This is a genomic window from Streptomyces sp. SID13031 (assembly GCF_010548305.1).
Lineage (GTDB): Bacteria > Actinomycetota > Actinomycetes > Propionibacteriales > Kribbellaceae > Kribbella.
On record NZ_JAAGLV010000009.1, the window covers coordinates 107185 to 131290 of the forward strand.

A 24106-nucleotide genomic window follows, 5' to 3' on the forward strand; every position below is an offset into this window, starting at 1 on the left:
CGGCGCCACCCGGGCCGGGCGGTCCGTTGCCCACTGCGACAACCCGATCACGTTTTGATTCCCTGCCAGTGTTGCACTTCTTCCAGAAGGGAACACCTCATGCGGACCGCCCTCCTCCGTACTGTCTCCAGGATCACCGCCACCGCACTGCTCGGCGGAGTCGCCGTGATCGGCGGCGCAACCCTTCCCGCGCACGCCGCCACCGGTACCGTCGTGACCGACTCCGGATCCGGGGTGACGATCCGTTCCGGCAACGCCACCAGTTTCGGGTCGGTCGGCACCCAGCCGAACGGAGCGGTCGAGATCGACTGCCAGCTCTACGGCGAGCCGGTGACCGGCAAGTTCGGCCGCAGCCTGGTCTGGGACCACGTCCCCGGCAAGGGCTTCATCTCCGACTCCTACGTCAACACCGGCAGCGGCGGCCTGGTCGCCCCGCTGTGCACGAGCAACCCGCGCGCCGACAAGGCGATCGCCTGGTACTCCTCCCGCAACGGCTCCACCGCGTTCCAGGGGTACTGCGAGATGGCGGCCGAGAACTCCTATGGCAAGACCGGTATCTGGGCCTCGGCCAAGGCCGACTGGAACGACGCGGTGGCACGCGGTGTCGCCCACCGCGGTGACCTCAACCCACCCAAGGGAGCGCTGATCTTCTGGGATCTCGCCGCCCCCTACGGCCACGTCGGCGTCGCCCGCGGCGACGGCTACTTCTGGGCCACCAGCGTCAACGGCAAGATCGGCCTCGCCAAGCTGCCGTACTTCAGCAGCTACCTCGGCTGGGCCTGGCCCAACTTCTGATCCCCGATCAGCCCTAGGCACGGGGACTGATCGGCCGAAGCACCCAGGCGCGCCCGCCCCTCAAGCGCCTGGGTGCTTCTCCATCCGTGCCGGCCGGTGGGGCGGACCGCGCTACTTCTCTTCCCGGCAGAACCGCTGGGATCATGGAGGAGTGAATCCTGCGCTCGTTCCGGAACTGTTGGTGGAATCGGTTGCCGGCAGCCTCGACTTCTGGTGCCGGTTGTGCCAGTTCGAGCTGCTGTACGACCGGCCGGAGGAGGGGTTCGCGTACATCGCCCAGGGCAGCGCGCACCTGATGCTCGAGCAGATCGGTGCCGGACGGAACTGGCTGACCGGGCCCCTCGACCGGCCGCTCGGGCGCGGTATCAACTTCCAGATCACCGTTCCGGCGATCGGGCCCCTCTGCTCATCGCTGCGCGAGGCGGGCTGGCCGCTGTTCATGCCACCGGAAACGAAGTGGTACCGGACTGACATCGGCGAGGCCGGCGTCGAGCAGTTCCTCGTCACCGACCCGGACGGGTATCTCCTTCGGTTTCAGGCGTCGCTCGGGAGGCGGCCGATCGAGCAACCGTGACGCCGGACCTATTGATCGCCGGTGGCAGAACGTTCGCCGGAGCCGCGCTGGATCAGCTGGCACGGCAGGACGATGCGCTGCGGTGGCCGGGTGTCGGTTTTCGACGCGCGGTCGAGGAGCAGACGGGCGGCGATCCGGCCGAGCTCGGCGATGTCGGAGGCAACGACCGTGACCGGGGTCGGCAGCATGTCGGCCAGCCGGAAATCGTCGAAGCCCACGACTGCGGGCTCAGCGTCGACCTCGCGGAGCGCACGTAGTACGCCTTCGGTGAGGAAGTTGGTGGAGGCAAACAACGCCGTGGGCGGATCAGGGCGGTGCATCAGCTCGCGGGTCGCCTTCTCCGCGGCCTCGGCCGTGCCCTCCGGCAGCTGGATGACGAGGCTCTCGTCGACCTCGACCCCGGCCGCCCGGCAGGATCGCCGGTACCCGCGCAGGCGCCGCCCGGTCGTGTAGTACGACGGCGCGAGCAGGATCGCGATCCGCTCATGTCCCTGCCGCAGAAGGTGATCCGTGGCGAGCTTGCCACCACCCTCGTTGTCGACCATCACGATGTCGGCCTCGATCCCGTGCGCCGGCCGGTCCACGAACACCACCGGTACGCCGGCGCTGGCCAGGAACGAGTGGTCACCCTGGTCGGGCACGATCATCAACCCCGCGACCTGGCGCCCGACCAACTCCTGGATCGCCCGCCGCTCCCCCTCCGGATCCTCGTCGACCGAGCCCAGTACGACAGCGAACCCGTCCTGCCCGGCGACCTCGAGCGACGCCTTGGCGATCGTCGCGTAGAACGGGTTGGTCAGGTCACCCAGTACCAGCGCGAGGCTCGACGACTTCTTGCCCGGCCGCAGCGCGCGGGCCACCTCGTTGCGCTGGAAGCCCAGCTCGTCGATCGCGACGCGGACCCGGCTCGCGGTCTCGTCCCGCACCCCGGCCCCGCCGTTCACCACTCGCGACACCGTGCCCAACCCCACGCCGGCCCGCTTGGCCACGTCGATCATCGTCGGCCGAGCGGACTCGGACTGCCTTGGAAACGTTTCGGACACAGGGTTGACTTCCCTCTCAGGGCACGGCATCGTCACCTCACAGTAGACGTTGGAAACGTTCCCATCCAGGAGGCAGGATGAATCGTGACGGACCGGGTCGGCCCGGCCGGCGACCCGGCGGCGGCCTCAGCCGCAACGCCGGATCGGATATCGGAGCCGCCTATCTGTTCATCGCGCCGGCCATCATCGGCTTCACCGTCTTCGTGGTTTATCCGTTGATCCGTTCCTTTTATCTAGCCTTGACGAAATACAACGGCCTGACCGATCCGGTCTTCGTGGGTCTGGCGAACTTCCGCCGGCTGTTCACCGTCGATCCGGCGTTCTGGCCGTCGCTGCGGGCAACGGGGTACCTGGTGGTCCTCTACGTGCCGCTGTCACTGGCTCTCGGGCTCGCCCTCGCGGTGTTCTGCAACCAGCGCTTCGCCGGCGTGCGGATAGTCCGGACACTGGCGTATCTGCCGGTGGTACTGCCCGCCGTCGCCACCATCACGCTGTGGAAGTTCATCCTCAATCCCCAGGTGGGGCTGGCGAACACGATCCTGGACAAGCTGCACCTGCCGACCAGTTCCTGGCTGCAGAGTCCGGCGATGTCGATGCCGTCGATCGTGATCGTGATGCTGTGGGGCGTCGGCGGCACGATGATCATCTTCCTCGCCGCGCTGCAGGCGGTACCGACCGAGCTCTACGAAGCCGCCCGCGTCGACGGCGCCGGGCCGTACGCGGTGTTCTTCCGGATCACGCTGCCGATGATCAGCCCGATCATGTTGCTCCAGGTGATCCTGCAGACCACGGCCGCGCTTCAGACCTTCAACCAACCCAAGATCCTGACCGGCGGCGGCCCCGGCTTCAGCACCAACGTGTTGATGCTGTCGATCTACAACAACGGATTCTCCAACCTGGGCAGGATTCCGCAGCTCGGCTACGCCTCCGCGCAGGTCTGGGTGCTGTTCGTCGTCATCATCGCCGTGATCGCCCTGACCGCGAAGTTCTCCTCGCTCTGGACCTTCAGTGACAACACTCCCGACTGACCCCGCCGAGACCGTCGCCCCCGCGCTGACGCGCACCGTCGACCGGCCACGGCGTAATACGGGCAAACGCCCGGTGCGTACGACCACGTGGTACGCGACCGCGTTGTTCATCTGCGCGGTGATGGTCGTCCCGCTGTTGTGGATGATCACGATCGGCCTGAAGAGCCGCAACGCCGTCTTCGAGGTGCCGCCGCGGTTGCTGCCGCACGAGTTCAACTGGCGCAACTTCATCGACGGCCCGCAGGCGATCCACTTCCCGCGGTTGCTGCTCAACTCCACCATCATCACCGTGCTGAGCGTGCTCGGCGGCGTGATGACCGCGATGATGGCGGGCTACGCGCTGGCCCGGTTGCGGTTCCCGGGCCGGAAGCTGTGGTTCTACCTGTTCGTCGGCAGCATGCTGCTGCCCGGCGTGGTCGGGCTGATCCCGTTGTTCCAGCTGTACAAGAGCATCGGCTGGTACGACACCTGGCTGCCGCTGATCGTGCCGGCCTTCTTCGGCGGCAACCCGCTGTTCATCTTCCTGGCCCGGCAGTACTTCCTGGCCATCCCGTACTCGATCGACGAGGCGGCCAAGATCGACGGCGCCGGGCACCTGCGGATCTTCGTCAGCGTGATGCTGCCGCTGACCCGGCCGGCCTGGATCACGATGGCGATCCTCGCCTTCCAGGCGTCCTGGAACGACTTCCTCAACCCACTGGTCTACCTGTACTCCGCCGGCAAATGGCCGTTGTCGGTCGGGATGGCGCAGTTCGTCTCCCCGTTCGCCGGGCAGACGCCGAACTGGAGCTACTACATGGCCACCAACCTGCTCTACATGCTGCCGCCGCTGATCCTCTTCTTCGCCGCGCAGCGCTACTTCATCCAGGGCCTCGGCTCGCTGGGCAGCACGACGCAGAAGTGACTCACCCCTGAGGAGCACAACAGTGAAAAGGATCATCGGTACCACCCTGGCCTGCGCCGGGTTGCTGACGGCAACGGCTGCCTGCGGCGGATCGGACTCCGGCGGCGAGTCCGGCGGCCCGGTCACCGTGACCGTGATGACGTGGGAGACGCCCGAGACGAACACCGCCATCAAGAAGGCGCTCGAAGGGTTCAAGGACGACAACATCAAAGTGCAACTGGTCGACACCCCGAGCGGCGGGTACGGCGACAAGCTCGCGTCGCTGACCCAGGCGAAGAAGCTGCCCGACCTGTTCTGGTGCGGGAACGACACCGAGCAGCAGTACACATCACAGGGCCTGCTGGTCGACTGGTCGAAGAGGATCGACGGCGGCGAGGGCGACTTCAAGGCGGACAAGTTCGTCGGCTCGGCGATGAAGAACTGGAAGACGGGCGACGGGCAGATGGGTGGTCTGCCGTCGCTGATGAACACCTACGGCGTCTGGTACAACGCGGATGCCTTCAAGGCAGCCGGCCTGCCGGAACCGAAGGCCGGCTGGAGCTGGGACGAGATGTACGCCGCCGCCGGCCGGCTCGCGAACAAGGGCGGGGCGAAGTACGGGCTGGTCGCGGATCAGCTCACCTCGCTGGACTCGCCGTTCACGATGTCGATGTACTCGGTGTCAGCTGGTGGCGCACCGTTCACCGACGACGTGAACCACCCGACCAAGGCCGAGGTCGACGCCAAGTTCACCGAAGGCGTGGAGAAGCTCGCGGCGGCGATCAAGTCGGGTGCGGTGGCGCCGCCCGGGTACGACGCGTCGAACGTGCCGGCGCTGTTCTCCGGCGGCAAGGTGCCGATGATGTTCGGCGGCCAGTGGCTGGCTGCCGGGTTCCAGACCGACAAGCCGAAGATCAAGTACGGGTTCGCGCCGTTCCCGCAGGTCAGCACGCCGGCGACGCTCTACGACTCGGTCGGGATCTGCACCCCGCAGTACACGGCGAACGAGGACGCGACGTACAAGGTGCTCGAGTACATCAACACGAAGGTGTGGGACGCCGTCCTGCCGGCCTCGCCCGTTGCGCCGCCGGCCTACACGCCCGCGCAGGAGAGTTACTTCAGCGCTTTGACCAAGGCGGGACAAAACACCGTCGTCGACACGGTCAAGGCGGATCTGTCGGCCGAGAAGACTGTCGGCGTGCGGTTCACGACGCAGTGGGCATCGCAGGTCGGTGACCTCACGACGGCGATGTACCAGCCGATCCTCACCGGCAAGAAGCCCGTCTCCGATCTGCAGGCCTACGTCGGCAAGATCAACGAGCTGATCAAGTCGCAGGGCTGACAGTTGCTGTCTTGCAGTTGCAGTTCTTGAAAGGTCGGGCCCGCCGGAGGAAAGGGAGCTTCCTCCGGCGGGCCCTTCGTTCGCTCAGGATCAGACTGCCTGCCAGAGCGAGAGGGCGAAGCGGTCCTCGGAGTCTGTCCACCAGGCGCCGGAGGTGAAGCCGGCCTTGTCCAGTTCTGCTTCTACGCCGTGGCGGTGGAACTTGGCCGAGATCTCGGTGCTGAGCTCCTCACCCTCGGCGAAGTCGACCTCGAGGCCGATCTCCGGGATCAGGACGCGCATCGCGCGGTCTGCGCGCAGGTGCATCTCGATCCACTCGTTCTCGGGATCCCAGATCGCGCGGTGGCTGAACCCCTCGACGTCGAAGTCCGCGCCGAGCTGGCGGTTCAGCACCCGCAGGACGTTCCGGTTGAACTCGGCCGTCACGCCCGCGCTGTCGTCGTACGCCGCGACAAGAGTGGCCGGGTCCTTCACCAGATCCGTGCCGAGCAGTAGCCATTCGCCTGGCTCCAGCACCTCGCGGACGGACTGGTAGAAGTCGGCCCGCTCCTCGGGGAGCAGGTTGCCGATCGTCCCGCCGAGGAAGGCGACCACCCGCGGAGCCTCGCCGGGAAGCTTGTCGAGGTGCTCGGTGAAGTCGCCGACGACCCCGTGCACGGTGAGCGCCGGGTAGTCGGCATTGATAGCGGCCGCCGCCTCGCGCAGCGCCGACTCCGAGACGTCCAGCGGTACGAAGGTGGTCAGCGTGCCGTGGTCGCGCAACCCGTCGAGCAGCAACCGGGTCTTCTCGGAGGAGCCCGAGCCGAGCTCGACCAGCGTGTGCGCGCCGGTCAGCTTCGCGATCTCGCCGGATCGCGCGTCGAGGATCTCCCGCTCCGCGCGGGTCGGGTAGTACTCCGGCAGCCGGGTGATCTCCTCGAACAGCTCGCTGCCGCGGGCGTCATAGAACCATTTCGGCGCGAGCCACTTCGACTCGGCCGTCAGGCCGTCCCGGGCATCCTCCCGCAGGGCACGGGCGGCGTAGTCCGGGGTCAGGTGGATGTCGATCGAAGTCACTATCGTCCTTCCAGCATGGGGGTGACGGCCAGCGTGCTTTTCGTTGCTAACAGCAAGGAATGGTCAGCGACCTCTTCCCAGCCTTCGGTGGTCCACGGCTCGGAGCTGACGGTCACGGAGTCGGTGGTTCGGCGGAACCAGAGCGAGTGAGTCCAGGTGGTCGCGACGATTTGCTCGCCATCCGTGAGCAAGATGTTGAGCCTGGAATCGGGAGCCGCTGCAGCGATGGCGCGGACGACCGACGCGACGGCCTCGACCGCAGGCGCACCGGAGTACAGGCGGTCCCGGATGAGGGCCCACAGCAATGCGGAGTCCATCGGTGCATCGAGGGTGAGCAGTTCGGTGACGGGTAGCGACTCGGCGAGTTTGCTCACCGAGCCGGGCCAGCCGCTGATCAACCCGTTGTGACTGAACAACCATTGATCTCTGGTGAACGGCGCCACCGCAGTCTCCGTCAGCGGTGAACCGACAGTCCCATTCCGTACTGCGGCGAGCACCGCGCCGGCCTGGATGGATGCCGCCAGCCCTGGCAACGACTCGTCGGCCCAGATCGGCACACTCCGCCGATACCGCACGGGACGACCGGGCGCAGCGCGGTCGCCGGGCTCAGCGCGGTCGCTATCGGCGTACCAGCCGAGGCCGAAGCCGTCCGCGTTGACCGAGCCGCCGCCGCGCATGTCCGCCGGAGCCCAGCTCTGCCGGTACAGCGAATGCGGCGGATCGAGGACGAGTGAAGCGAGCGAGACCGGCGGCCCCAGGTAGGCCAGGTGCCGGCACATCAGCCCAACTCCTCCGGACGGGGATCGCGAGCACAGCGGAAACCGGCGAAGACCTGGCGCCGGATCGGGTAGTCCCAGTTGCGGAACGTCCCGCGCGCGACGATCTCGTCGGTGCCGAACGAGCCACCGCGCAGCATCTTGTAGTCGTTGCCGAAGAAGACCAGCGAGTACTCGTCGTACGGGAACGCGCGGAACCCTGGGTACGGCTTGAAGTCGCTGCTCGTCCACTCCCAGACGTCGCCGATCAGCTGCTCGACGCCGAGCGGCGAGGCGCCTGCCGGATACGCCCCGACCGGCGCGGGTCGCAGGTGGCGCTGGCCGAGGTTCGCATGCTGCGGGCCCGGACTCTCGTCACCCCACGGGAAGCGCCGCGTCCGCCCGGTCGCCGGGTCGAAGCGCGCCGCGAACTCCCACTCCTCCTCGGTCGGCAGCCGCTTGCCCGCCCACTTGGCATAGGCCTCGGCCTCGTAGAAACAGACGTGCATCACCGGCTCGTCGAGCGGCAACAACTCGCGGTGCCCGAACCGCGTCCGCAGCCAGTTGCCGTCCTCGATCTCCCAGAATCGCGGCGCGACCAGCGAGGCCTTCTGCACCTGCGCCCAGCCGGCGTCGGACCACCACTGCGGATCCTGATACCCACCGCCGGTGACGAACCTCAGGTAGTCGCCGTTGCTCACCGGCAGCGTGTCGATCACGTATGGCGCGACGTGCACCGAGTGGGCGGGCCGCTCGTTGTCGAGCGCCCACGGCTCGATCGAAGTACCCATCTCGAAGACGCCACCGGGCACCAGCACCTCGGGCTTCGCCAGCCGTCGGCCGGGCGGCGGCGCGGGCGCGTCGAGCACCGGAGAACCAGCGCGGAGCTGGTGTGTGGCGAGCATCGTCTCGTCGTGTTGCTGCTCGTGCTGCACGATCATGCCGAAGGCGAAGCCGTTGTCGATGAGCTCGCGATCGCCGCCGAACTTCACGTGGTCGAGCACGTCGAGCACCTTGTCGCGGACCTCCACCACGTACTGCCGGGTCTCGGCCGGGCTGAGCAGCGGCAGCGACGGGCGATCGGCGCGGGCGTGCATGAACGCGTCGTACAGCTCGTCGACGTCCTGCCGGACCGGCTCGCGGCCGCCGACGTCGCGGACCAGCCAGAGCTCTTCCTGGTTGCCGATGTGCGCGTAGTCCCAGACCAGCGGGGACATCAGCTTGGAGTGCTGCCGGACCAGGTCGTCGGTGTCGACCGCGTCGGTCAGTTGAACGGTCCGGCCGCGCGAGCGCTCGAGCTGCTCGGCGACGAAGGAGCGCAGCCCCTCGGCGGTCAGATCTGACAACTGGTGGTTCATGATGCTCGCCTTCTCTGGGTGTCGTCGACGATGCAGTGCAGTCGGTCGCCGGTCTCGGTGATCAGGTCCTGATCCACTCCGAGACGGCTGAAGTTGGTGGTGGCCAGCTCGACCAGGTTGCGGGCGGCCTGGAGGACGGGTTTGTCGTCCAGACCGTCTCTTGCGGCAGCGAGCCAGCGACCGGCGGCCGGCGCGGCGGCGGCCAGTGCTTGGTCAGTGACGGCTGGGTCGGACATCAGTGCGGACAGCAGCAGGGTCGGCGCGATCCAGCCGTCGCCCTCCTGCGCATCGAGATACCGCACCTCCAGGTAGCCCCGCGGCCGTACCGGCGGGAACAGCGTCGACAGGTGATACTCCAGGTCCTCGTACGTCGGCCTGTCGCCGTCCAGTGCTCCGTCGGCCCAGGCGCCGAAGGTGAGCCCTGGGGGTGCGTCCCAGTTGTCTCCCCGGCGGAGGCAGAGCACGGGCGCTTCCATCGCCGTACGGGCCCAGGCTTCTGCTGGGTCGCCGTCGAGTACGGGTGGCTCGGTGAAGGGTGGGCAGGTGCCGAAGGTGGCCTCGGTCCGGGCGGAGGCCCAGCCGGTGTCGTTGCCTTCGCGGCGGCGTGAGTTGGCGAAGAGGGCGACCAGGGCGGGGCCGAGGTCGTGCAGGGCTCGCCAGCGCAGGGCGGTCTGGCCTGCTTCGCCTGCGTCGAGGCAGACCTGCAGGCCGGCCGTGCTGCACATCATCCGGGGGCCGTGCGGGCCGAGCTGCGCGAAGGCGCGCTCCATTGCGGCGTACCGGGGGACGGTCAGGATTCGGCGGGGTGGGCGGAAGGCGTCGAGGCCGTACCGCCCGGGCTCGAGGCCTCCGGCGGCGAGTAGCTGGGTGAGCTCGGCGGCGTCGGCCGTGGTGTCCTCGATCAGCCTGGGCATCGAGGCCGAGGCCTGGCCAGAGATCTCCACCTGGCCACCCGGCTCGACGGTGACCAGAGAACCCCGGCCGAGTGGCAGCTGCGGGCTGCCCGCGACCAGGGTCGGGGGCGCGTGCACGCCCAGGGTCCGGCTGAGTTGTGCGGCATCGATCGGGCGGCGCGGATCACCCGCGTGATGCACCGTCCACTCCAGCTCGACGCCGTGCAGCAGCGGAGGACCGTGCTTGAAACACACCATCGCGACGTAACCCTCTGCCTCCACGCGGGAGCCGATCGGGGTCGTCGCCGGGAACTCGCCGGACGCGGTCACGTCAGCGAACCTAACCGCGGCCCTGGGCGCGGACAACCGATTGTGGGTTACCCCTCGATGACGTGACGGCGGGGATGGGAGCCGTCCAACACTGTGTCGAGTTCATGATCGACATCGTGCCTGCGGCCACCGACAATATTGCGCGCGCACCCGCGGCCCGCTTTGTAGCGCTTCGGTCGGCCTGGCCGGTCCGGCGGTACCGGCTGCGGGCTTCCGTTCCGCTTTGAGCGAAACCCCGGTCGCGGTGGGCGGTATGCGGACGGGTAGGAAGGACGCATGCAGACCTACGACGTGGTCGTGATCGGCGCCGGCGCGATGGGGTCGGCAGCAGCTCGTGCCCTGGCGGCTGCGGGCCGTGAGGTGCTGGTGCTGGAGCAGTACGAACTCGGGCACGATCGCGGTGGGTCGCACGGCGGCACCAGGTTGTTCCGGCTGGCTATCAACGACGAAGCGGAGCTACTGCGGGCTGCACGGTCGCGCGAGCTCTGGCACGAGCTGGAGAGCGAGACCGGCGTGCAGATGCTCGACCTGGTCGGTGGGGTCGATCACGGGATCGGGGAGCAGCAGGTGCGGGAGTCTGCTGCGCTGCTCGAGCGGCATGGGGTCCAGTACGACCTACTGACGCCGGAGGCTGCCACTGAGCGCTGGCCGGGGATGCGGTTCGACGGGGCAGTCCTGTACCAGCCGGGGTCGGGGCGTGCGTTGGCCGAGCAGGCGTTGACTGCAATCCGCGAGTCGGCTCGCGCGCTGGGGGTTGAGTTCCGCGCGCAGTGTGCGGCGACGGCAGTACGGGTTGTCGGCGACGGTGTTGAGGTGGAGACGGCGGCGGGCGTAGTACGGGCCGGTCAGGTGGTGGTGACGGCTGGGCCGTGGACTGGGCAGGTACTGGCCGGTGCGTTGGAGGTGCCGGCGATCTCGGCGTCACAGGAGCAGCCGCGGTTCTTCGCTCCCCTGGATCCCGCAGCCGAGTGGCCGATCTTCGTGGACCGGCGAGCGGCGACACCGGCGTACGGGCTGTTCGAGGAGGGACACGGGGTGAAGGTCGGACTGCACGCGACCGGGCCGGTGATCTCGCTCGACCAGCGGGACTTCCAGGTGGAGCCTGGGCGAGATGCCGCGTTGATCGCGTACGTCCGGGAGTGGTTCCCGGGGCTCGATGTCACGCGGTCGGAGGCGATCAGCTGCCTCTACGACAACACCGAGCGTGGGGACTTCGTCATCGACCGGCGCGGGCCGATCAGCGTGGCTGCCGGGTTCCATGGGGAGGGATTCAAGTTCGTGCCGCTGGTCGCGCGCTATCTGACCGAGCTGGTGACCGGCTCGGGGTCCGTGCCTGACGTGTTCAGACTCTGACGCGGGGGCAGCCGCCGCAGGGATTGACGTTGGGCAGCGCGTAGAAGAAGCAGCAGGAGGTACGGATCTCCTGGTCCAGGTCTATCTGGAAGACGCTGGCGGCTGCGGCAGCCTGCAGTGCTTCCTCTGGGAGACGGAAGGCCGCACGGAGCTCATCGTCGACAGCACCGCGCTTCTGGCGAGAGCTGAGCTTCACGCCGGGGCTGTAGCTGTCCGTGAAGGCCCGGGTGTGCTCGTTGACCTGCTGCGCTGCCTCACCCACGGGGACCAGTCGCTCCGACAGCAGGGCGACCTCCATCGGGTAGTGCGCCGTGGGGTGCTTGCGGAAGGCCAGGGACTCGGGTGACACGTCGGGTGACAGCCCCGTCAGCGCAGTGGAGAGTCCGGCGACTATCGACGGCACGGAGACGTACCACATCAGCACGAACATGGCCGCTACCTGCAGCGGCGGCTCGATCGCGTACTCGCGGCCGTAGTCGTCCAGTAGCGCCTTCCGCCACCCGTACGTCGGGTCGCCGCCTGCCTGCTGGTCCTTTAGCAACTCGGCGCAGGAGATCCAGTCTGGGCTGGGTACCGCCGACGCAGTACGGACGGACAGCCAGGACACCTCCCCATCCAGCATGTCCGCGAGGCGTCTCGCGGTGTAAGTCATATAGCCAGCCTACGGTCCGGTACTACCACTGGGGCTCCCCCGACCTCCACCACTGTCGCGTGGGTAGGGTCGGGGCATGGCATTGGAGCGTTGGCATGTCGGGCCGTGGACCACTCGCGGGACGGTCGAGGGCGAGCCGTTCGAGCCGGGGCTCAAGCGCACGCCCGACGAGCTGAACTTCGACATCGTCGGGCTCTCCCGGATCCTCGGGCGGCAGCAGTCGACTGCCGAGGAGATGCTGATGCGCCGCTGCCAGGGCGAGCTGCGCCCGACCGACCCGCGCCTCTGCGGCGTGGAGACCATCCCGGACGAAGACATCGCCCGGCAGCTGACCGCTCTGGCCGGAGAAGCCTTCGACTGGATCGCACAGCAGGCCCCTGAAGGCTACGAGTTCGTCCGCACCGACGCGATCCACCTCCGCCCGCTGACAGACCTCTCGGCAGAGGTGGTCGCCGTCGACGCCGTCATCCAGCTCGCAACCGAGCGCGGCGACGCACTCCCCGCCGACCGCCTCGCGGCCGCGCACGTCCGGCCTTCCCAAGACGCCTGGTACGCCGGCGACGCGGTCTCCAACTGGTCAGGCCCCTACCCCACCGCCGAACAAGCCGCCGACGCAGTACGAGCCGCCCGCGTCGAGCTGACCACCCAACTGACCGAAGCGGGCCACCCTGACCTAGCAGCCACGGCGACCCGCTGGCCGGAAGTACCGATTGCTACGCCTTGACCTTGAACCCGCAGCCGGGACTTCAACCGGGACATCACCACCTTCCTGAGCTGAAGAAGGCCAGCGACAGTTCCAACCCCGCCGATCCAACCGTTGCGCGCTCGCGAATTCGATGCCGTGGGCGGTGGTCAGCGTTGCGAACTAGTCTTCGTGACCGGTGACTGACACCGACACGATCTCGAAGCTCGGCACGGTGGTATTGCCGCCGATCTGGGTCTCGTAGCTGTACGAACCCAGCACTTTGATCTTCGCGGTGAAGAAGTCACCCTCCACCACGTCGTCGAGGTTTCCGGCTCCGGCCTCCTGCTGGAAGACGGTGTTCTCGGCGTACTCGTAGGACTCGCTGTGCCGTCTCCAGTCGGAGTCCGCCAGGAATCCGTCCGCACCGGTCGCCGCGTCGAACTGAGTCACGACCCCGTAGACGAGGATCGTCTCCCCCGCGTGATCGTCAGGGCTCTTGACGAGCTTCGCCCACTCCCGCGACGTCAGCTTCTGGTAGACGACCGGCTTGGGTTTCGGCTTGGGCGGCACCGGAGTCGTCTTGACCGGGGTCGTCTTCACCGGGGCCGGCTGGGCCGACGCCACCGGTGCCGTCGGTGCCTTTGTGGTGGCGACCGGAGCAGGAGCCGAACTGTCGTCTTTGGGCGGTGCACTCGTGGCGACGGCGGGCTTCGACTCCTTCACGGCATTCTGATCGCCGCCTTGGTCACTGAAGGCTCCGCCGATCAGGCCGACGAGAATGATCGCTCCGACCGAGCCGGCGGCAACCAGGTTGCGCGTCTTGTGCGGATTCGGTGGCGGCACCGGTGCGACCTGCTGCCCGTACGGCGTCGGTTGCTGGTACTGCGATGGTTGCTGGTACTGCGGTGGTTGCTGCTGGTACTGCGACGGTTGCTGAGGCGGCTGTGGCTCTTGCGGATACTGCTGAGACATGACTGTTCCCCGATCCCCGAAGCCCCCCTCGGGATGTGGTGGGTGTTGCAGTGGTGCGGGTCAGTTGCTAGCTGACGATGCCGTGGGTGGTGTTCCATTTCTTGGCGCCCTGGTAGGCGTCGATCATTCCCCAGACCCAGACGGCGGGGAGTAGGACAAAGCCGATGACAACCAGGCAGAGGATCCAGGCGACGCAGTACGCGGCGAAGATCGCGATGCCCAGGCCGACATTGCCGTTGATCAGGGTGCCCAGGCCGGGGATGAAGAAGGACGCTACGAGCGCCAGTCCCGGGTTCTTGGGTGCCACCTGCTGCGGATAGCCGATGCCGTACGGCTGTGGATAGGCCGGTTGCTGTTGCGCCGGGTAGATCCCGTACTGCGGATTGCCGGGTGCCGGAAGCGTCGGTGCCTGCGGCATCGGCGGTTGCTGCGGCAGCTGGACGTCCTGCGGCTGGACGTAAGGCTGCTGGTCCGGATTCTGTGACTCCGGAAACTGCTGAGACATGGTTCCCCCTCATCCCCGAGCCCCCCTCGGGATGGGTGCCACCGTAACGCTCTGTGCTGAATCTGCCTAGGGTCTGGCGTTGATCGTTCGAAACCGTGACCGTCGGTCAGATCGAGGCGAGGTAGGCCTTGCCTCGGGGGTAAGGGTCGATCGGCAGCTCAGCGGATAATCCGTAGAAGGTGGTCGGCGGCTGAGGTAGCCGCACTCGGGCGGAGGATCCGGCCAGGTGTTGCAGTTCGAGGGTATTGAGGGTCCGGTCCTTACGGCCGTTGACCTGAACGCGCCAGAGGTGCGCGCCGACGACGAAGGCATCTGAGCTGTCCTGCCGCGTAACCTTGTAGTCGACCGCCATCCAGAAACCTTGGCGGCATTGGAGCCCCCTTAAAGTCCCCAGCTCGCGACGAAGTAGCCGACTCCGTAGGGGGCTGCGTGGTAGGCGAGTTGGCCTTGGAGGTCGGGGGCGGCGCCGGCGAGGACTTGCCAGGGGGCTCGGCCGGCGGCGTGGAGTTGGGTGGCGAGGTCGGGGTCCAGGGCGGCGAGGGTTTCTGTGTCGGCCAGTTCCAGGGCGGCGGCGACTGTGCTGTCGAAGAGTTCGGCGCGGGGGTGCAGGTGGACCGGGGCGTGGTCGCTGCGGCGGGCTGAGCCGTCGCCCATCACCAGGAGGGCCAGGCGATCGTTGCTATGGGCAAGCTCTTGGCCGAGCGCGAGGCAGCCGGCTGGGGTTTCCGAGGCGGCCACTGTGATTGAGGTCCGGGGCATACCGGCTGCTTTGCTTTGCTCGACCAGCCAGGTGCCGACTGCTAGCGAGAGCGGCAGTACCGGCGTACCGGAGCCTGAGCTTGAGTCTGAGTCTGGGCCGACGGTTACCTCAGGGGCGCCGTATGGGCCGAAGGTACCCGTTGCGGAAGCGTCGTAGCGGGTGCCGGTGACCGGGCCCGAGCCGATGATCACCAAGGCGTCCGCGTTAGCCAGTTGGTCGATCGCGGTGAAGCAGGCGGCGCGGAGTGGGTCTAGTTCGAAGGCGGCGCCCGAAGCCAGCTCGGGGATCAGCAGGGGCGGGTGCGGGCAGACCGCGGCGGCGATGACCGGCACCTCAGCTCCTTCCGTACCGCAGGAAGAGGTACCCGTCGGAGCCGTTGAGCACGTGCAGCGGGTCGAGATGGTGGACCTGGGTCGACGCGATCCCGTCGGTGATCCGGCGCGCGCCTGGGCCGGCCAGGACCGGCGACACCGTCAAGCACATCTCGTCGACGAGGTCCGCCGAGGTCAGCGAGCCGAGCAGATGCGGACCGCCTTCGCACAAGATCTGCGAGAGCCCACGCTCGGCCAACTCAGCGACAGCCTTGGTCAGATCGACCTCGTCATCACCACACGCCAGGACGTCGGCCACCTCAGCCAGCGCCTTCCGTTGCTGGGCCGGCGCCGACTCGCAGGTGATGACGATCGGCCGCACCGGCGCCTCGGTGAACACCGAACTGCCAGGACTTAGATCAAGACGTGCAGAGACGACGGCGAGCACCGGGTTCTCCGGCCAGCCCTGCTCCGCGCGCCAAACCCGCCGATCCTTGCCCAGCCGCAATCCGTTGTACTGCTCGGCTCTGAGCGTCCCGGCGCCGACCAGTACTACGTCCGCGAGCATCCGCAGCAGGCCGAGCAGGTTCTGGTCGTCCTTGCTCGACAACCCGCCGGACAGCCCGTCGAGCGTCACCGCGCCGTCGATACTCGTGACGAAGTTGGCCCGGAGCCGGCGCGCGGACCGATCCGGTACGGCGTACGCGGCGATCAGCTCCTCGCCGGTCAGCTCGTTGCCATCGGCAGACCAGCGACGCATCACACCAGACTCCTTCGGGTGTAGGCAGGTTGTTTCGTCCGCTGCAGGATCGCGATCAGATCGAGCGCCTGGCGGACCGCGGCCACGTCATGCACCCGGAACACCCGCGCGCCCAACCAGGCGGCGACGCTGACCGCGGCCATCGTCGCCGGGCCCCTTTTTCCAGACGGTAGATCAAGGCTTTCACCTAAGAAGTCTTTGTTGGACATGGCAACAAGGACGGGCCAGCCGGTCGCCGCCAGCTCGTCGACCCGGCGGGTCACCTCCAGCGAGTGCCAGGTGTTCTTGCCGAAGTCGTGGGTCGGGTCGATCACGATCGCGTCCCGACGCACCCCGGCCGCGACGGCTCGTTCGGCCAGAGCGGTCGTCGTACGGATGACGTCGGCGACCACGTCTTCGTACGCCATCCGGTGCGGGTCGGTGCGCGGCGCGAGGCCGCCGACGTGGCTGCAGACGAGTCCTGCGCCGACCTCGGCGGCGGCTCCGGCGAGCTCGGGGTCCGAGCCCGACCAGGTGTCGTTGATGAGGTTGGCGCCAGCCTCGCCGACGCGTCGGGCGACGCCACTGCGGTAGGTATCAACACTTATGACTAAGTCCTGATGCCGCGAGCGGACCTCGGCCACGAAGTCGACCGTCCGGCGAAGCTCCTCGCTCTCACTGACGTGTTCGCCGTACCCAGCCTTGACCCCGCCGACATCGACCACGTCGGCACCATCCGCGACGGCCCGGTCGATCGCGTCGAGCGCCGCCTGCGTCGCATAGGTGGCTCCGCCGTCGAAGAACGAGTCGGGCGTCCGGTTCACGATCGCCATCACCGCGAACTCCCCGGGCCCGAAGCTCCGCCCACCCAACCGCAGTACTCCGCGGTCAAGTACCCCGTCGTCTAGTACGCCGTCGTCTAGTACGCCGTCGTCTAGTACGCCGTCGTCAAGTGTCCCGTGGTCAAGCACCCCGTGGTCGAGCACGCCCTGGTCAGGTACCCCGCGGTCAAGTACCCCGTCACCAAGTACTCCGTCGTCAGCCACGCCCCGACTCTATCCACCGCACCTGCGGCGGTACCGATGGAGGGGATTCTCGGCGCGACTTACTTCAAGCCATGAATTAAATCATGAAAGCCGTGCACTTCGAGCCACATATCCTATAGGATCTACGCATCAACTCAGCTCGCCGCCAGAAACGGGTCTCTGCATGCCGCGCTTCACCGAGGTCGAGACGTACGACGTCCGCTTCCCCACGTCGCTGGACCTGGACGGCTCCGACGCGATGAACGCCGACCCGGACTACTCCGCGGCGTACCTGATCCTGCGGACCGACGCGGGTGACGGGCTCGAGGGACACGGGTTCGCCTTCACCATCGGCCGGGGCAACGACGTCCAGACCGCGGCGATCGAGGCGCTGCGCGACCACGTCGTCGGCCTCGACGTGGACGCGACGCTGGCCGACCTCGGTGCTTTCTGGAAGACCTTGGTTCACGACTCGCAGCTGCGCTGGCTCGGCCCGGAGAAGGGCGTCATGCACATGGCGATCGGCGCGGTCGTCAACGCCGTCTGGGACCTGGCCGCCAAGCGCGCCGGCGTACCGCTGTGGAAGTTGCTCGCCGATCTGACCCCGGAGCAGATCGTCGACCTGGTCGACTTCCGCTACCTCACCGACGCGCTCACCCGCGACGAGGCGCTGGAGATCCTGCACGCCGCCCAGCCGGGTCGCGCCGAGCGCGAGGAGCTGCTGCGGGAGCAGGGCTACCCGGCGTACACGACGACGCCCGGCTGGCTCGGGTACGACGATGTCAAGCTGGTCCGGCTGTGCCACGAGGCCGTCGCCGAGGGCTTCACCCAGATCAAACTCAAGGTCGGCGCGGACCTGGGAGACGACATCCGCCGGATGCGCCTGGCGCGCGAGGCGGTCGGCCCCGACATCCGGATCGCGATCGATGCGAACCAGCGCTGGGACGTCGGCGACGCGATCACCTGGATCGAGGCGCTGAAGCCGTACGACGTGTGGTGGGTCGAGGAGCCGACCAGCCCGGACGACATCCTCGGGCACGCCACCATCGCCCGCGCCGTCGCGCCGGTCCGGATCGCGACCGGCGAGCACGTCCAGAACCGGGTGGTCTTCAAACAACTCCTGCAGGCCGAGTCGCTGTCGTTCGTGCAGATCGACTCGGCCCGGGTCGCCGGCGTGAACGAGAACATCGCGATCCTGCTGCTGGCGGCGAAGTTCGGCGTACCGGTGTGCCCGCACGCCGGTGGGGTAGGACTGTGCGAGCTGGTCCAGCACCTGTCGATGTTCGACCTGGTCGCGGTCAGCGGTAGTACCGAGAACCGGGTGATCGAGTTCGTCGACCATCTGCACGAACACTTCTTGGAACCAGTCGTGATCAAAGACGGAAACTATGTCGCTCCACTCCGGCCGGGGTTCAGCGCCGAGATGGACGCGAAGACGCTGTTCGACTACCGCTACCCGGCTGGCAAGATCTGGACCGAGCTGACCAAGGCTGAGTCGACGAAGGCTGGGCCGACGAAGGCTGGGCCGACGAAGGCTGGGCCGACAAAGGCCGAGCTCACAAAGGCTGAGCTCACAAAGGAGAGCGAGAAGTGACGGATTTCGCCGGCCTGAAGGCCGTGGTGACCGGAGGAGCCTCAGGGATCGGACTGGCCGCGGCCTTGCTGCTCGCGGCCCGCGGCGCCCAGGTGGTCGTCTTCGACCTGAAGCCGGACGTCCCCGCGCCGCTGACCGGGATCGCCGCCGACGTGAGCGACGACAGCTCAGTCCGTGACGCGGTGTCGGCCGCGGCCCTGCAGCTCGGCGGCATCGACATCCTGGTGAACAACGCCGGTATCGGCGCGCAGGGGACGGTCGCGGGCAACGACGACGAGGAGTGGCACCGCGTCTTCGACGTGAACGTGGTCGGAATCGCCAGGGTCACCCGCGCCACGCTGCCCTACCTGCGGCGCTCCTCGGCCGCGGCGATCGTCAACACTTGCTCCATCGCGGCGACAGCGGGACTCCCGAACCGGGCGTTGTACAGCGCGAGCAAGGGCGCAGTACTGGCGCTGACCATGGCGATGGCAGCCGATCACGTGCGCGAAGGAATCCGCGTCAACTGCGTCAACCCCGGTACTGCGGACACGCCGTGGGTCGGCCGACTCCTCGACGTCGCCACCGACCCGGCCGCCGAGCGCGCCTCCTTGGAAGCCCGGCAGCCGATGGGCCGCTTGGTCTCGGCCGACGAGGTCGCCGCGGCGATCGCCTACCTCGCCAGCCCATTGGCCGGTTCAACCACCGGTACTGCGCTCGCCGTCGACGGCGGCATGCAAAACCTCCGGCTCCCGGCGGCGAGGCCATGAAGCTGTTCGCGGAGGACAACCGGATCGGCCTCGGTGGCGCTCCACTCGCCGGGCTCTTCTCCCCCGTCGCCGACGCGGAGGCAGTCGCAACTGTCCAGGCCGCTTGGGATGAGGGCTGGCGCTACTTCGACACGGCGCCGCACTACGGACTCGGTCTGGCCGAGGAACGTCTCGGCGCAGGCCTGGCGGGCAAGCCGCGGTCGGAGTACGTGCTGTCCTCGAAGGTCGGACGGATCATCTACGAGGCCGACACCCCCGAGCCCGATGGCGAAGGCTTCGCGGTGGTCTCGAACCGCCGGCGGAGGTGGGACTTCAGCCGTGACGGCGTCCTGCAGAGCATCGAGGACTCGCTGCGGCGGCTCGCCGTCGACCGGCTCGACGTCGTCTTCGTCCACGACCCGGACGACCACTACGAAGAGGCCGTGGCGACGGCGTTCCCGACCTTGATCGAGCTTCGCGACCAGGGCGTGATCGGCGCGATCGGCTCCGGCATGAACCAAGCCGCGATGCTCACCCGCTTCGTCCGCGAGGTGGACATCGACGCCATCATGCTCGCCGGCCGCTACACCCTCCTCGACCCCGACGGCCTCGACGATGTCCTGCCCGCCTGCCTGGAGAACGACGTCCAGGTGGTTGCCGTAGGCGTCTTCAACTCGGGTCTCCTCTCCCAGCCCCGACCGGCGGCCGACGCCACCTTCAACTACGCACCGGCCCCGGCCGCCCTGGTCGAAAAGGCCAACAAGCTCGCCGACGTCTGCGACGCCCACGGCGTGACGCTCCCCGCGGTTGCCCTCAAGTTCCCGTTGGCGCACCCTGCGGTCGCCGGCATCGCAGTCGGCTGCCGCAACGCGTCAGAGGTCCACGCCAACGCAGCACTGGCGCGCACCGAAGTACCGGCTGGGGTTTGGGCGGACCTCAAGTCCGCCGGCCTGCTCCGAGCAGACGCACCCACTCCCACCTAGCCCGGCGCGGCCCGGACCGCCACCACACACCAAACCTGAGTCGCCGCGTGGCGTGGCGCCCCGCCACGCTCAGCAGCCCCGGCCCGCGACACCTTGATGTGTGACGGCGGTCCGCCCCCCTCGCCTAGATTCAGCGGCTAGTCAGTCCAGGACCGCGGTCGCCTCGATCTCGACCAGGCGGGCGGGAACGTCGAGGGCGGCGACGCCGATGAGTGTGCCTGGAGGTACGGGGGTGACGCCGAGCTTGGCGGCCGCTCGGGCTGCGCCTTCGCCGAAGAGGGCCAGTTTGTCGGGGGTGTAGTCGACGACGTAGACGGTCAGTTTGGCGACGTCGTCGAAGGTGCCGCCGATGCCGGCCCACGAGGCGGTGACCGCCGTACTGCGGTGGGTGGCGGGCGTAGTACCGGACGAGAAGGTTGTCGCCGTGACCCAGTCGGCGAACAAGCCTCGCTACGGCTGCTGAAGCGGCTTGGATTCGTGGAAGTCGACCGCTTCGAGGAGTTCAGCGCCGAGCAGACGACGCTCGCCGCCGAACTCCCCCGCTGAGCCGTTAGAGCGGTTCGATCTCGGTTAGTTCGTTGTGGTCGAGGTGGAGCCAGCGGGTGATGCCGATCTCTCGGAGGAACGGGAGGTCGTGGCTGGCGATCAGCAGCGCGCCGTTGTAGGAGGCCAGGGCGTCTTGGAGTTGGGCGACGCTGGCGAGGTCGAGGTTGTTGGTGGGTTCGTCGAGCATCAGTAGCTGGGGTGGGGGTTCGGCCAGGAGCAACGCGGCCAGGGTGGCCCGGAAGCGTTCGCCGCCCGACAAGGTGCTGACGGGTTGGTCGGCGGCCCGGCCCCGGAAGAGGAAGCGGGCCAGGCGGGAGCGGCGGTCCTGGTTTTCCACGGTGGGGGCCAGGAGGGCCAGGTTTTCCACCACGGACAAGGAATCCTGGAGCAGGTCGAGTCGTTGCGGGAGCAGTCGCCACGGCACCAGGGGCAGCTCGTCCGCGGTGAGCGCATGGAGCAGGGTGCTTTTGCCTGCACCGTTCGGGCCGGTCAGAGCTATCCGTTCAGGTCCCCGGATCTCGAGGTCGGCGTGCAGTCCGGTCCGTAGTGCGTAGTCCTCCAGGCGAAGCACGATCCGCCCGGCAGGAACCGTGGTCTTCGGCAGGTCGACGCGGATCTTGTCGTCGTCGTGGACCTTCTCCTCCGCGTCGGCGAGCGCGTCCTGCGCCGCGTCGAGGCGATCGCTGTGCATGCCGAGGTGCTTGCCCGCCGACACCTGCGCGTTGCGTTTCAGGTTGCCGGCGACGATCTTCGGGATGCCGCCCTGCTCGAACGCGCGCTGCCCGGCCGCCCGCCGGCGGTCCATCTTCATCCGCGCCTCGATCAGCTCGCGTTTCTGCTTCTTCAGATCGGATTCGGCCGACCGGAGCATCCGCTCGGCCGCTTCCTGCTCGAGCGCGACGGCTTCCTCGTACGCCGTCAGGTTGCCGCCGTACCAGGTCACCTCCCCCTTGCGCAGATCGCCGATCTGGTCGACCCGGTCGAGCAGCTCGCGATCGTGGCTGACGATCACCAGCGCGCCCCGGAACGCGTCGACCGCGTCGTACAGGTGCTTGCGGGCGTGCAGGTCGAGGTTGTTGGTCGGTTCGTCGAGCAGCAGGACGTCGGGGCGCTTGAGCAGTTCGGCGGCCAGGCCGAGCAGGATCGTCTCGCCGCCGGACAGTTCGCCGACGCTGCGGTCGAGGGTGATCGCGCCGAGGCCGAGCTTGCCGAGCATCGCCTCGGCCCGCTCCTCCACGTCCCAGCCGTCGCCGATGATCGCGAAGTTCGCCTCGGACGCGTCGCCGGCCTCGATCGCGGTGATCGCGGTGCGGATCCCGGCGATGCCGAGCGCCTGGTCGACGCGCAGGGTGGTGTCGAGAGTGAGGTCCTGCGGCAGGTAGCCGAGCTCGCCGCTGACCCGGATCGCCCCGCGTTGCGGAGTGAGGTGTCCGGCGATCAGCCGCAGCAGGGTGGACTTGCCGGCGCCGTTGCGCCCGACCAGCCCGGACCGCACGGGTCCCGCCACGAAGGTCAGCCCGTCGAACTGCACGTCGCCGTCCGGCCAGGCGAAAAAGAGGTCGTTACACGTCAAAGAGAAAGACATCAGGGGTTACTCCGAGACCTCGAACGAGACCGCCCACCGACTGGTGGCGATCAACCGCTACTGAAGAGAGATCTCAGTTCGACAACCCAAGCCCCTGACGCCGGCAATGTGACACCACCCAGCGTAGAAGCCAGCCCCCGGCGCTTCAACCCAATTTCCCCCCGTCGCACAAAGCACCAGCCCCCACCCGCCCCGCCCGCCCCGCCGTTTTTCGGCGGGACTCACCGGGCCTTGCGGAGCCAGGTTTCGACGCCGGCGATGTGGGCGGTCATCCAGGCCCGGGCCGCCTCGGTGTCGCCGGCTTCGATGGCGTCGAGGATCGCGGCGTGCTCGGCCAGGGTGCGTTCGACGGCGCCCGCCTGGGTGACGCCGCGCCAGATCCGGGCTCGCTGGGTGGCGCCGGAGATGCCGTCGAGCAACGAGCAGACGACCGCGTTGCCGCTGGCCTCGGCGATGCCCCGGTGGAACCGGAGGTCGTTCGCGACGAGGTCGTCGACGGCGGCGTCGGCGGTCAGGTCGCTGGTCAGCAACCTCAAGTCAGCCAGTTGCTCGCGGCTGATCCGGACCGCGGCCAGCGCGGCGACGCCGGGCTCCAGCAACCGGCGTACCTCGAAGAACTGCAGCACCGAATCGTCCTGGTGCAGGTCGACCATGAAGCTGAGCGCGTCGAGCAGGTGCGCCGAGTCGAGCGAGGTCACATACGTGCCGTCGCCGTGCCGCACGTCGAGCACGTTGACCAGGGTGAGCGCTTTCACGGCCTCGCGCAGCGAGTTCCGCGACAACCCCAACCGGGCGGCGAGGTCCGCCTCCTTGGGCAACCGGTCGCCCGGCCCCAACTCCCCCGAGGTGATCATGTCCTTGATCTTGACGATCGCCTCATCCGTCAACGCCATCTGGTCAGTATGCCGCCCGGTACGGTCCGCGGCGCCCACATCCGGTGGTTGGCACGGCGGCGTCCGCGGCGGATGATCGGCGCCATGGCCGAGGGGTACTCCGCGAAGCCGCTTGCCGCGAAGCTCGGGATCAGGCCCGAGCACACCGTGGTGCTCGACCATGCCCCGCCCGGGTTCGCGATCGAGGGGTTGCCCGACGGCGCCAGAACGCTCACCCGGCCGGGGCGGGCGCAGTACGGCGTACTCCTCGTCTTCTGCCCCGATCGCGCCCGGCTGGCCGCCAGACTGCCGGTACTACTGGCGAAAACCACCCCCGCCGGGATGATCTGGGTCGCGTGGCCGAAGCGGGCGTCCGGCGTACCGACCGATCTGGACGAGAACGGCGTCCGCGAGCTGGCTCTGCCGCTCGGGGTAGTGGATGTGAAGGTCTGTGCGATCGATGCCACCTGGTCCGGGCTCAAATTGGTCCGCCGCCTGGCCAATCGGTGAGAACTGGACTGATCCGCTGCGTGACCTTGACCACATTCGCCTCCGGCAGTACCCATCACGGCCCGCGAGGATCCCGCTGCATACAGTGGCCAACCGAGCGCACGGACCTGTCATCGGTAGACCGGAATCCCCGCTGGAAACCCACCCCTGCAACGCGTACGGCAGTTCCCCCGGCGTCAGTCCAGTTCCCGGCGGCGCCGTCCGTCCGGCCGATCGCTGGAACACCTGC

The 24106-nt window shown here is 68.1% G+C and carries 25 protein-coding genes and 1 pseudogene; 11 read left to right on the plus strand and 15 right to left on the minus strand.

Features of this window, described 5'->3' with window-relative positions; genetic code table 11:
- Positions 1-99: 99 nt before the first annotated feature.
- Complete coding sequence (locus G3I17_RS19165) at positions 100-795, plus strand: CHAP domain-containing protein (protein ID WP_164598123.1); 696 nt, start codon at positions 100-102, stop codon at positions 793-795.
- A 181-nt stretch (positions 796-976) separates the two neighbouring features.
- Positions 977-1369 (plus strand): VOC family protein, encoded by a 393-nt coding sequence (locus G3I17_RS19170; protein ID WP_203590451.1) that lies wholly within the window; start codon positions 977-979, stop codon positions 1367-1369.
- An 8-nt stretch (positions 1370-1377) separates the two neighbouring features.
- Here G3I17_RS19170 and G3I17_RS19175 read toward each other — a convergent pair whose 3' ends face one another.
- Positions 1378-2367, minus strand: coding sequence for a LacI family DNA-binding transcriptional regulator (locus tag G3I17_RS19175; protein WP_164598127.1), 990 nt, complete (start codon positions 2365-2367; stop codon positions 1378-1380).
- A 122-nt stretch (positions 2368-2489) separates the two neighbouring features.
- On the opposite strand from G3I17_RS19175, the gene G3I17_RS19180 reads away from it, so the two are divergent.
- The 3 genes from G3I17_RS19180 to G3I17_RS19190 are packed head-to-tail and all read left to right on the plus strand — an operon-like array spanning position 2490 to position 5665.
- Positions 2490-3440: a sugar ABC transporter permease gene (locus G3I17_RS19180; RefSeq protein ID WP_239062694.1), complete on the plus strand. Its 951-nt coding sequence runs from the start codon at positions 2490-2492 to the stop codon at positions 3438-3440.
- Entirely contained in the window at positions 3421-4344 is a 924-nt protein-coding gene (locus G3I17_RS19185) for a carbohydrate ABC transporter permease (RefSeq protein ID WP_343238351.1), read from the plus strand. The genes G3I17_RS19180 and G3I17_RS19185 overlap by 20 nt, the downstream gene beginning before the upstream one ends.
- Before the next feature lie 22 nt (positions 4345-4366).
- Entirely contained in the window at positions 4367-5665 is a 1299-nt protein-coding gene (locus tag G3I17_RS19190) for an extracellular solute-binding protein (protein WP_164598129.1), read from the plus strand.
- Between the two features lie 90 nt (positions 5666-5755).
- On the opposite strand, the gene egtD is transcribed toward G3I17_RS19190, so the two are convergent.
- Genes egtD through G3I17_RS19210 form a run of 4 tightly spaced genes read right to left on the minus strand, consistent with a single transcriptional unit; the run spans position 5756 to position 10057 of the window.
- Positions 5756-6721 (minus strand): L-histidine N(alpha)-methyltransferase, encoded by a 966-nt coding sequence (egtD, locus tag G3I17_RS19195; protein ID WP_164598131.1) that lies wholly within the window; start codon positions 6719-6721, stop codon positions 5756-5758.
- Complete coding sequence (gene egtC, locus G3I17_RS19200; protein ID WP_164598133.1) at positions 6721-7500, minus strand: ergothioneine biosynthesis protein EgtC; 780 nt, start codon at positions 7498-7500, stop codon at positions 6721-6723. Before egtC ends, egtD begins: the two co-directional genes overlap by 1 nt.
- Positions 7500-8834 (minus strand): ergothioneine biosynthesis protein EgtB, encoded by a 1335-nt coding sequence (gene egtB, locus G3I17_RS19205; RefSeq protein ID WP_164598135.1) that lies wholly within the window; start codon positions 8832-8834, stop codon positions 7500-7502. The genes egtC and egtB overlap by 1 nt, the downstream gene beginning before the upstream one ends.
- A complete protein-coding gene (locus G3I17_RS19210) occupies positions 8831-10057 on the minus strand; it encodes a glutamate-cysteine ligase family protein (RefSeq protein ID WP_164598137.1) in 1227 nt (408 codons plus the stop codon). The genes egtB and G3I17_RS19210 overlap by 4 nt, the downstream gene beginning before the upstream one ends.
- Positions 10058-10333: 276 nt before the next feature.
- Here G3I17_RS19210 and G3I17_RS19215 point away from each other — a divergent pair, with 276 nt between their 5' ends.
- Positions 10334-11410 carry an FAD-dependent oxidoreductase gene (locus tag G3I17_RS19215; RefSeq protein ID WP_164598139.1) on the plus strand — a complete coding sequence of 359 codons (1077 nt, stop codon included), beginning with the start codon at positions 10334-10336 and terminating at the stop codon, positions 11408-11410.
- On the opposite strand, the gene G3I17_RS19220 is transcribed toward G3I17_RS19215, so the two are convergent.
- Entirely contained in the window at positions 11400-12062 is a 663-nt protein-coding gene (locus tag G3I17_RS19220; protein ID WP_164598141.1) for a (2Fe-2S)-binding protein, read from the minus strand. The genes G3I17_RS19215 and G3I17_RS19220 overlap by 11 nt on opposite strands.
- A 76-nt stretch (positions 12063-12138) precedes the next feature.
- On the opposite strand from G3I17_RS19220, the gene G3I17_RS19225 reads away from it, so the two are divergent.
- On the plus strand, positions 12139-12786 hold the full coding sequence (locus G3I17_RS19225; protein ID WP_164598143.1) for a hypothetical protein: 648 nt from the start codon (positions 12139-12141) through the stop codon (positions 12784-12786).
- 141 nt (positions 12787-12927) lie between these two features.
- Here G3I17_RS19225 and G3I17_RS19230 read toward each other — a convergent pair whose 3' ends face one another.
- The 6 genes from G3I17_RS19230 to folP all read right to left on the minus strand — a co-directional run bounded on the left by G3I17_RS19230 (position 12928) and on the right by folP (position 16867).
- Positions 12928-13719, minus strand: coding sequence for a hypothetical protein (locus G3I17_RS19230; protein ID WP_164598145.1), 792 nt, complete (start codon positions 13717-13719; stop codon positions 12928-12930).
- Positions 13720-13786: 67 nt separating this feature from the next.
- Positions 13787-14224 carry a hypothetical protein gene (locus G3I17_RS39885; protein ID WP_203590452.1) on the minus strand — a complete coding sequence of 146 codons (438 nt, stop codon included), beginning with the start codon at positions 14222-14224 and terminating at the stop codon, positions 13787-13789.
- 106 nt (positions 14225-14330) lie between these two features.
- Complete coding sequence (locus G3I17_RS19240; RefSeq protein WP_164598147.1) at positions 14331-14576, minus strand: hypothetical protein; 246 nt, start codon at positions 14574-14576, stop codon at positions 14331-14333.
- A 29-nt stretch (positions 14577-14605) separates the two neighbouring features.
- On the minus strand, positions 14606-15316 hold the full coding sequence (locus G3I17_RS19245) for a class III extradiol dioxygenase subunit B-like domain-containing protein (protein WP_164598149.1): 711 nt from the start codon (positions 15314-15316) through the stop codon (positions 14606-14608).
- Position 15317: 1 nt separating this feature from the next.
- Positions 15318-16055 carry a pyrimidine reductase family protein gene (locus tag G3I17_RS19250; protein ID WP_203590453.1) on the minus strand — a complete coding sequence of 246 codons (738 nt, stop codon included), beginning with the start codon at positions 16053-16055 and terminating at the stop codon, positions 15318-15320.
- Positions 16055-16867: a dihydropteroate synthase gene (folP, locus tag G3I17_RS19255; RefSeq protein ID WP_164598532.1), complete on the minus strand. Its 813-nt coding sequence runs from the start codon at positions 16865-16867 to the stop codon at positions 16055-16057. Before folP ends, G3I17_RS19250 begins: the two co-directional genes overlap by 1 nt.
- Before the next feature lie 376 nt (positions 16868-17243).
- Between folP and G3I17_RS19260 the strand changes: the two genes are divergently transcribed.
- Genes G3I17_RS19260 through G3I17_RS19270 form a run of 3 tightly spaced genes read left to right on the plus strand, consistent with a single transcriptional unit; the run spans position 17244 to position 20364 of the window.
- On the plus strand, positions 17244-18653 hold the full coding sequence (locus G3I17_RS19260) for an L-fuconate dehydratase (protein ID WP_203590454.1): 1410 nt from the start codon (positions 17244-17246) through the stop codon (positions 18651-18653).
- Complete coding sequence (locus G3I17_RS19265; protein ID WP_164598153.1) at positions 18650-19402, plus strand: SDR family oxidoreductase; 753 nt, start codon at positions 18650-18652, stop codon at positions 19400-19402. Before G3I17_RS19260 ends, G3I17_RS19265 begins: the two co-directional genes overlap by 4 nt.
- Positions 19399-20364 carry an aldo/keto reductase gene (locus tag G3I17_RS19270; RefSeq protein WP_164598155.1) on the plus strand — a complete coding sequence of 322 codons (966 nt, stop codon included), beginning with the start codon at positions 19399-19401 and terminating at the stop codon, positions 20362-20364. The genes G3I17_RS19265 and G3I17_RS19270 overlap by 4 nt, the downstream gene beginning before the upstream one ends.
- Before the next feature lie 141 nt (positions 20365-20505).
- On the opposite strand, the pseudogene G3I17_RS19275 reads toward G3I17_RS19270, so the two are convergent.
- The 3 genes and pseudogenes from G3I17_RS19275 to G3I17_RS19285 form a co-directional block, all read right to left on the minus strand.
- Positions 20506-20727: pseudogene (locus G3I17_RS19275) on the minus strand (RidA family protein); the annotation flags it as partial.
- Positions 20728-20914: 187 nt separating this feature from the next.
- Entirely contained in the window at positions 20915-22495 is a 1581-nt protein-coding gene (locus G3I17_RS19280) for an ATP-binding cassette domain-containing protein (RefSeq protein ID WP_164598157.1), read from the minus strand.
- A 221-nt stretch (positions 22496-22716) separates the two neighbouring features.
- Positions 22717-23388 (minus strand): FadR/GntR family transcriptional regulator, encoded by a 672-nt coding sequence (locus G3I17_RS19285; RefSeq protein ID WP_164598159.1) that lies wholly within the window; start codon positions 23386-23388, stop codon positions 22717-22719.
- Between the two features lie 84 nt (positions 23389-23472).
- Between G3I17_RS19285 and G3I17_RS19290 the strand changes: the two genes are divergently transcribed.
- A complete protein-coding gene (locus tag G3I17_RS19290) occupies positions 23473-23877 on the plus strand; it encodes a DUF3052 domain-containing protein (protein ID WP_239062695.1) in 405 nt (134 codons plus the stop codon).
- Positions 23878-24106: the final 229 nt, after the last annotated feature.

Bases quoted from the DNA above. Each gene is read 5' to 3' on its own strand.
- egtC (WP_164598133.1), bottom strand. From the start codon at position 7,500: ATGTGCCGGCACCTGGCCTACCTGGGGCCGCCGGTCTCGCTCGCTTCA.
- G3I17_RS19240 (WP_164598147.1), bottom strand. From the start codon at position 14,576: ATGGCGGTCGACTACAAGGTTACGCGGCAGGACAGCTCAGATGCCTTC.
- G3I17_RS19250 (WP_203590453.1), bottom strand. From the start codon at position 16,055: ATGCGTCGCTGGTCTGCCGATGGCAACGAGCTGACCGGCGAGGAGCTG.
- G3I17_RS19280 (WP_164598157.1), bottom strand. From the start codon at position 22,495: ATGTCTTTCTCTTTGACGTGTAACGACCTCTTTTTCGCCTGGCCGGAC.
- G3I17_RS19215 (WP_164598139.1), top strand. From the start codon at position 10,334: ATGCAGACCTACGACGTGGTCGTGATCGGCGCCGGCGCGATGGGGTCG.
- G3I17_RS19165 (WP_164598123.1), top strand. From the start codon at position 100: ATGCGGACCGCCCTCCTCCGTACTGTCTCCAGGATCACCGCCACCGCA.
- G3I17_RS39885 (WP_203590452.1), bottom strand. From the start codon at position 14,224: ATGTCTCAGCAGTTTCCGGAGTCACAGAATCCGGACCAGCAGCCTTAC.
- G3I17_RS19260 (WP_203590454.1), top strand. From the start codon at position 17,244: ATGCCGCGCTTCACCGAGGTCGAGACGTACGACGTCCGCTTCCCCACG.
- G3I17_RS19290 (WP_239062695.1), top strand. From the start codon at position 23,473: ATGGCCGAGGGGTACTCCGCGAAGCCGCTTGCCGCGAAGCTCGGGATC.
- egtB (WP_164598135.1), bottom strand. From the start codon at position 8,834: ATGAACCACCAGTTGTCAGATCTGACCGCCGAGGGGCTGCGCTCCTTC.
- G3I17_RS19285 (WP_164598159.1), bottom strand. From the start codon at position 23,388: ATGGCGTTGACGGATGAGGCGATCGTCAAGATCAAGGACATGATCACC.
- folP (WP_164598532.1), bottom strand. From the start codon at position 16,867: ATGGCGATCGTGAACCGGACGCCCGACTCGTTCTTCGACGGCGGAGCC.
- G3I17_RS19270 (WP_164598155.1), top strand. From the start codon at position 19,399: ATGAAGCTGTTCGCGGAGGACAACCGGATCGGCCTCGGTGGCGCTCCA.
- G3I17_RS19175 (WP_164598127.1), bottom strand. From the start codon at position 2,367: ATGATCGACGTGGCCAAGCGGGCCGGCGTGGGGTTGGGCACGGTGTCG.
- G3I17_RS19180 (WP_239062694.1), top strand. From the start codon at position 2,490: ATGAATCGTGACGGACCGGGTCGGCCCGGCCGGCGACCCGGCGGCGGC.
- G3I17_RS19220 (WP_164598141.1), bottom strand. From the start codon at position 12,062: ATGACTTACACCGCGAGACGCCTCGCGGACATGCTGGATGGGGAGGTG.
- G3I17_RS19225 (WP_164598143.1), top strand. From the start codon at position 12,139: ATGGCATTGGAGCGTTGGCATGTCGGGCCGTGGACCACTCGCGGGACG.
- G3I17_RS19230 (WP_164598145.1), bottom strand. From the start codon at position 13,719: ATGTCTCAGCAGTATCCGCAAGAGCCACAGCCGCCTCAGCAACCGTCG.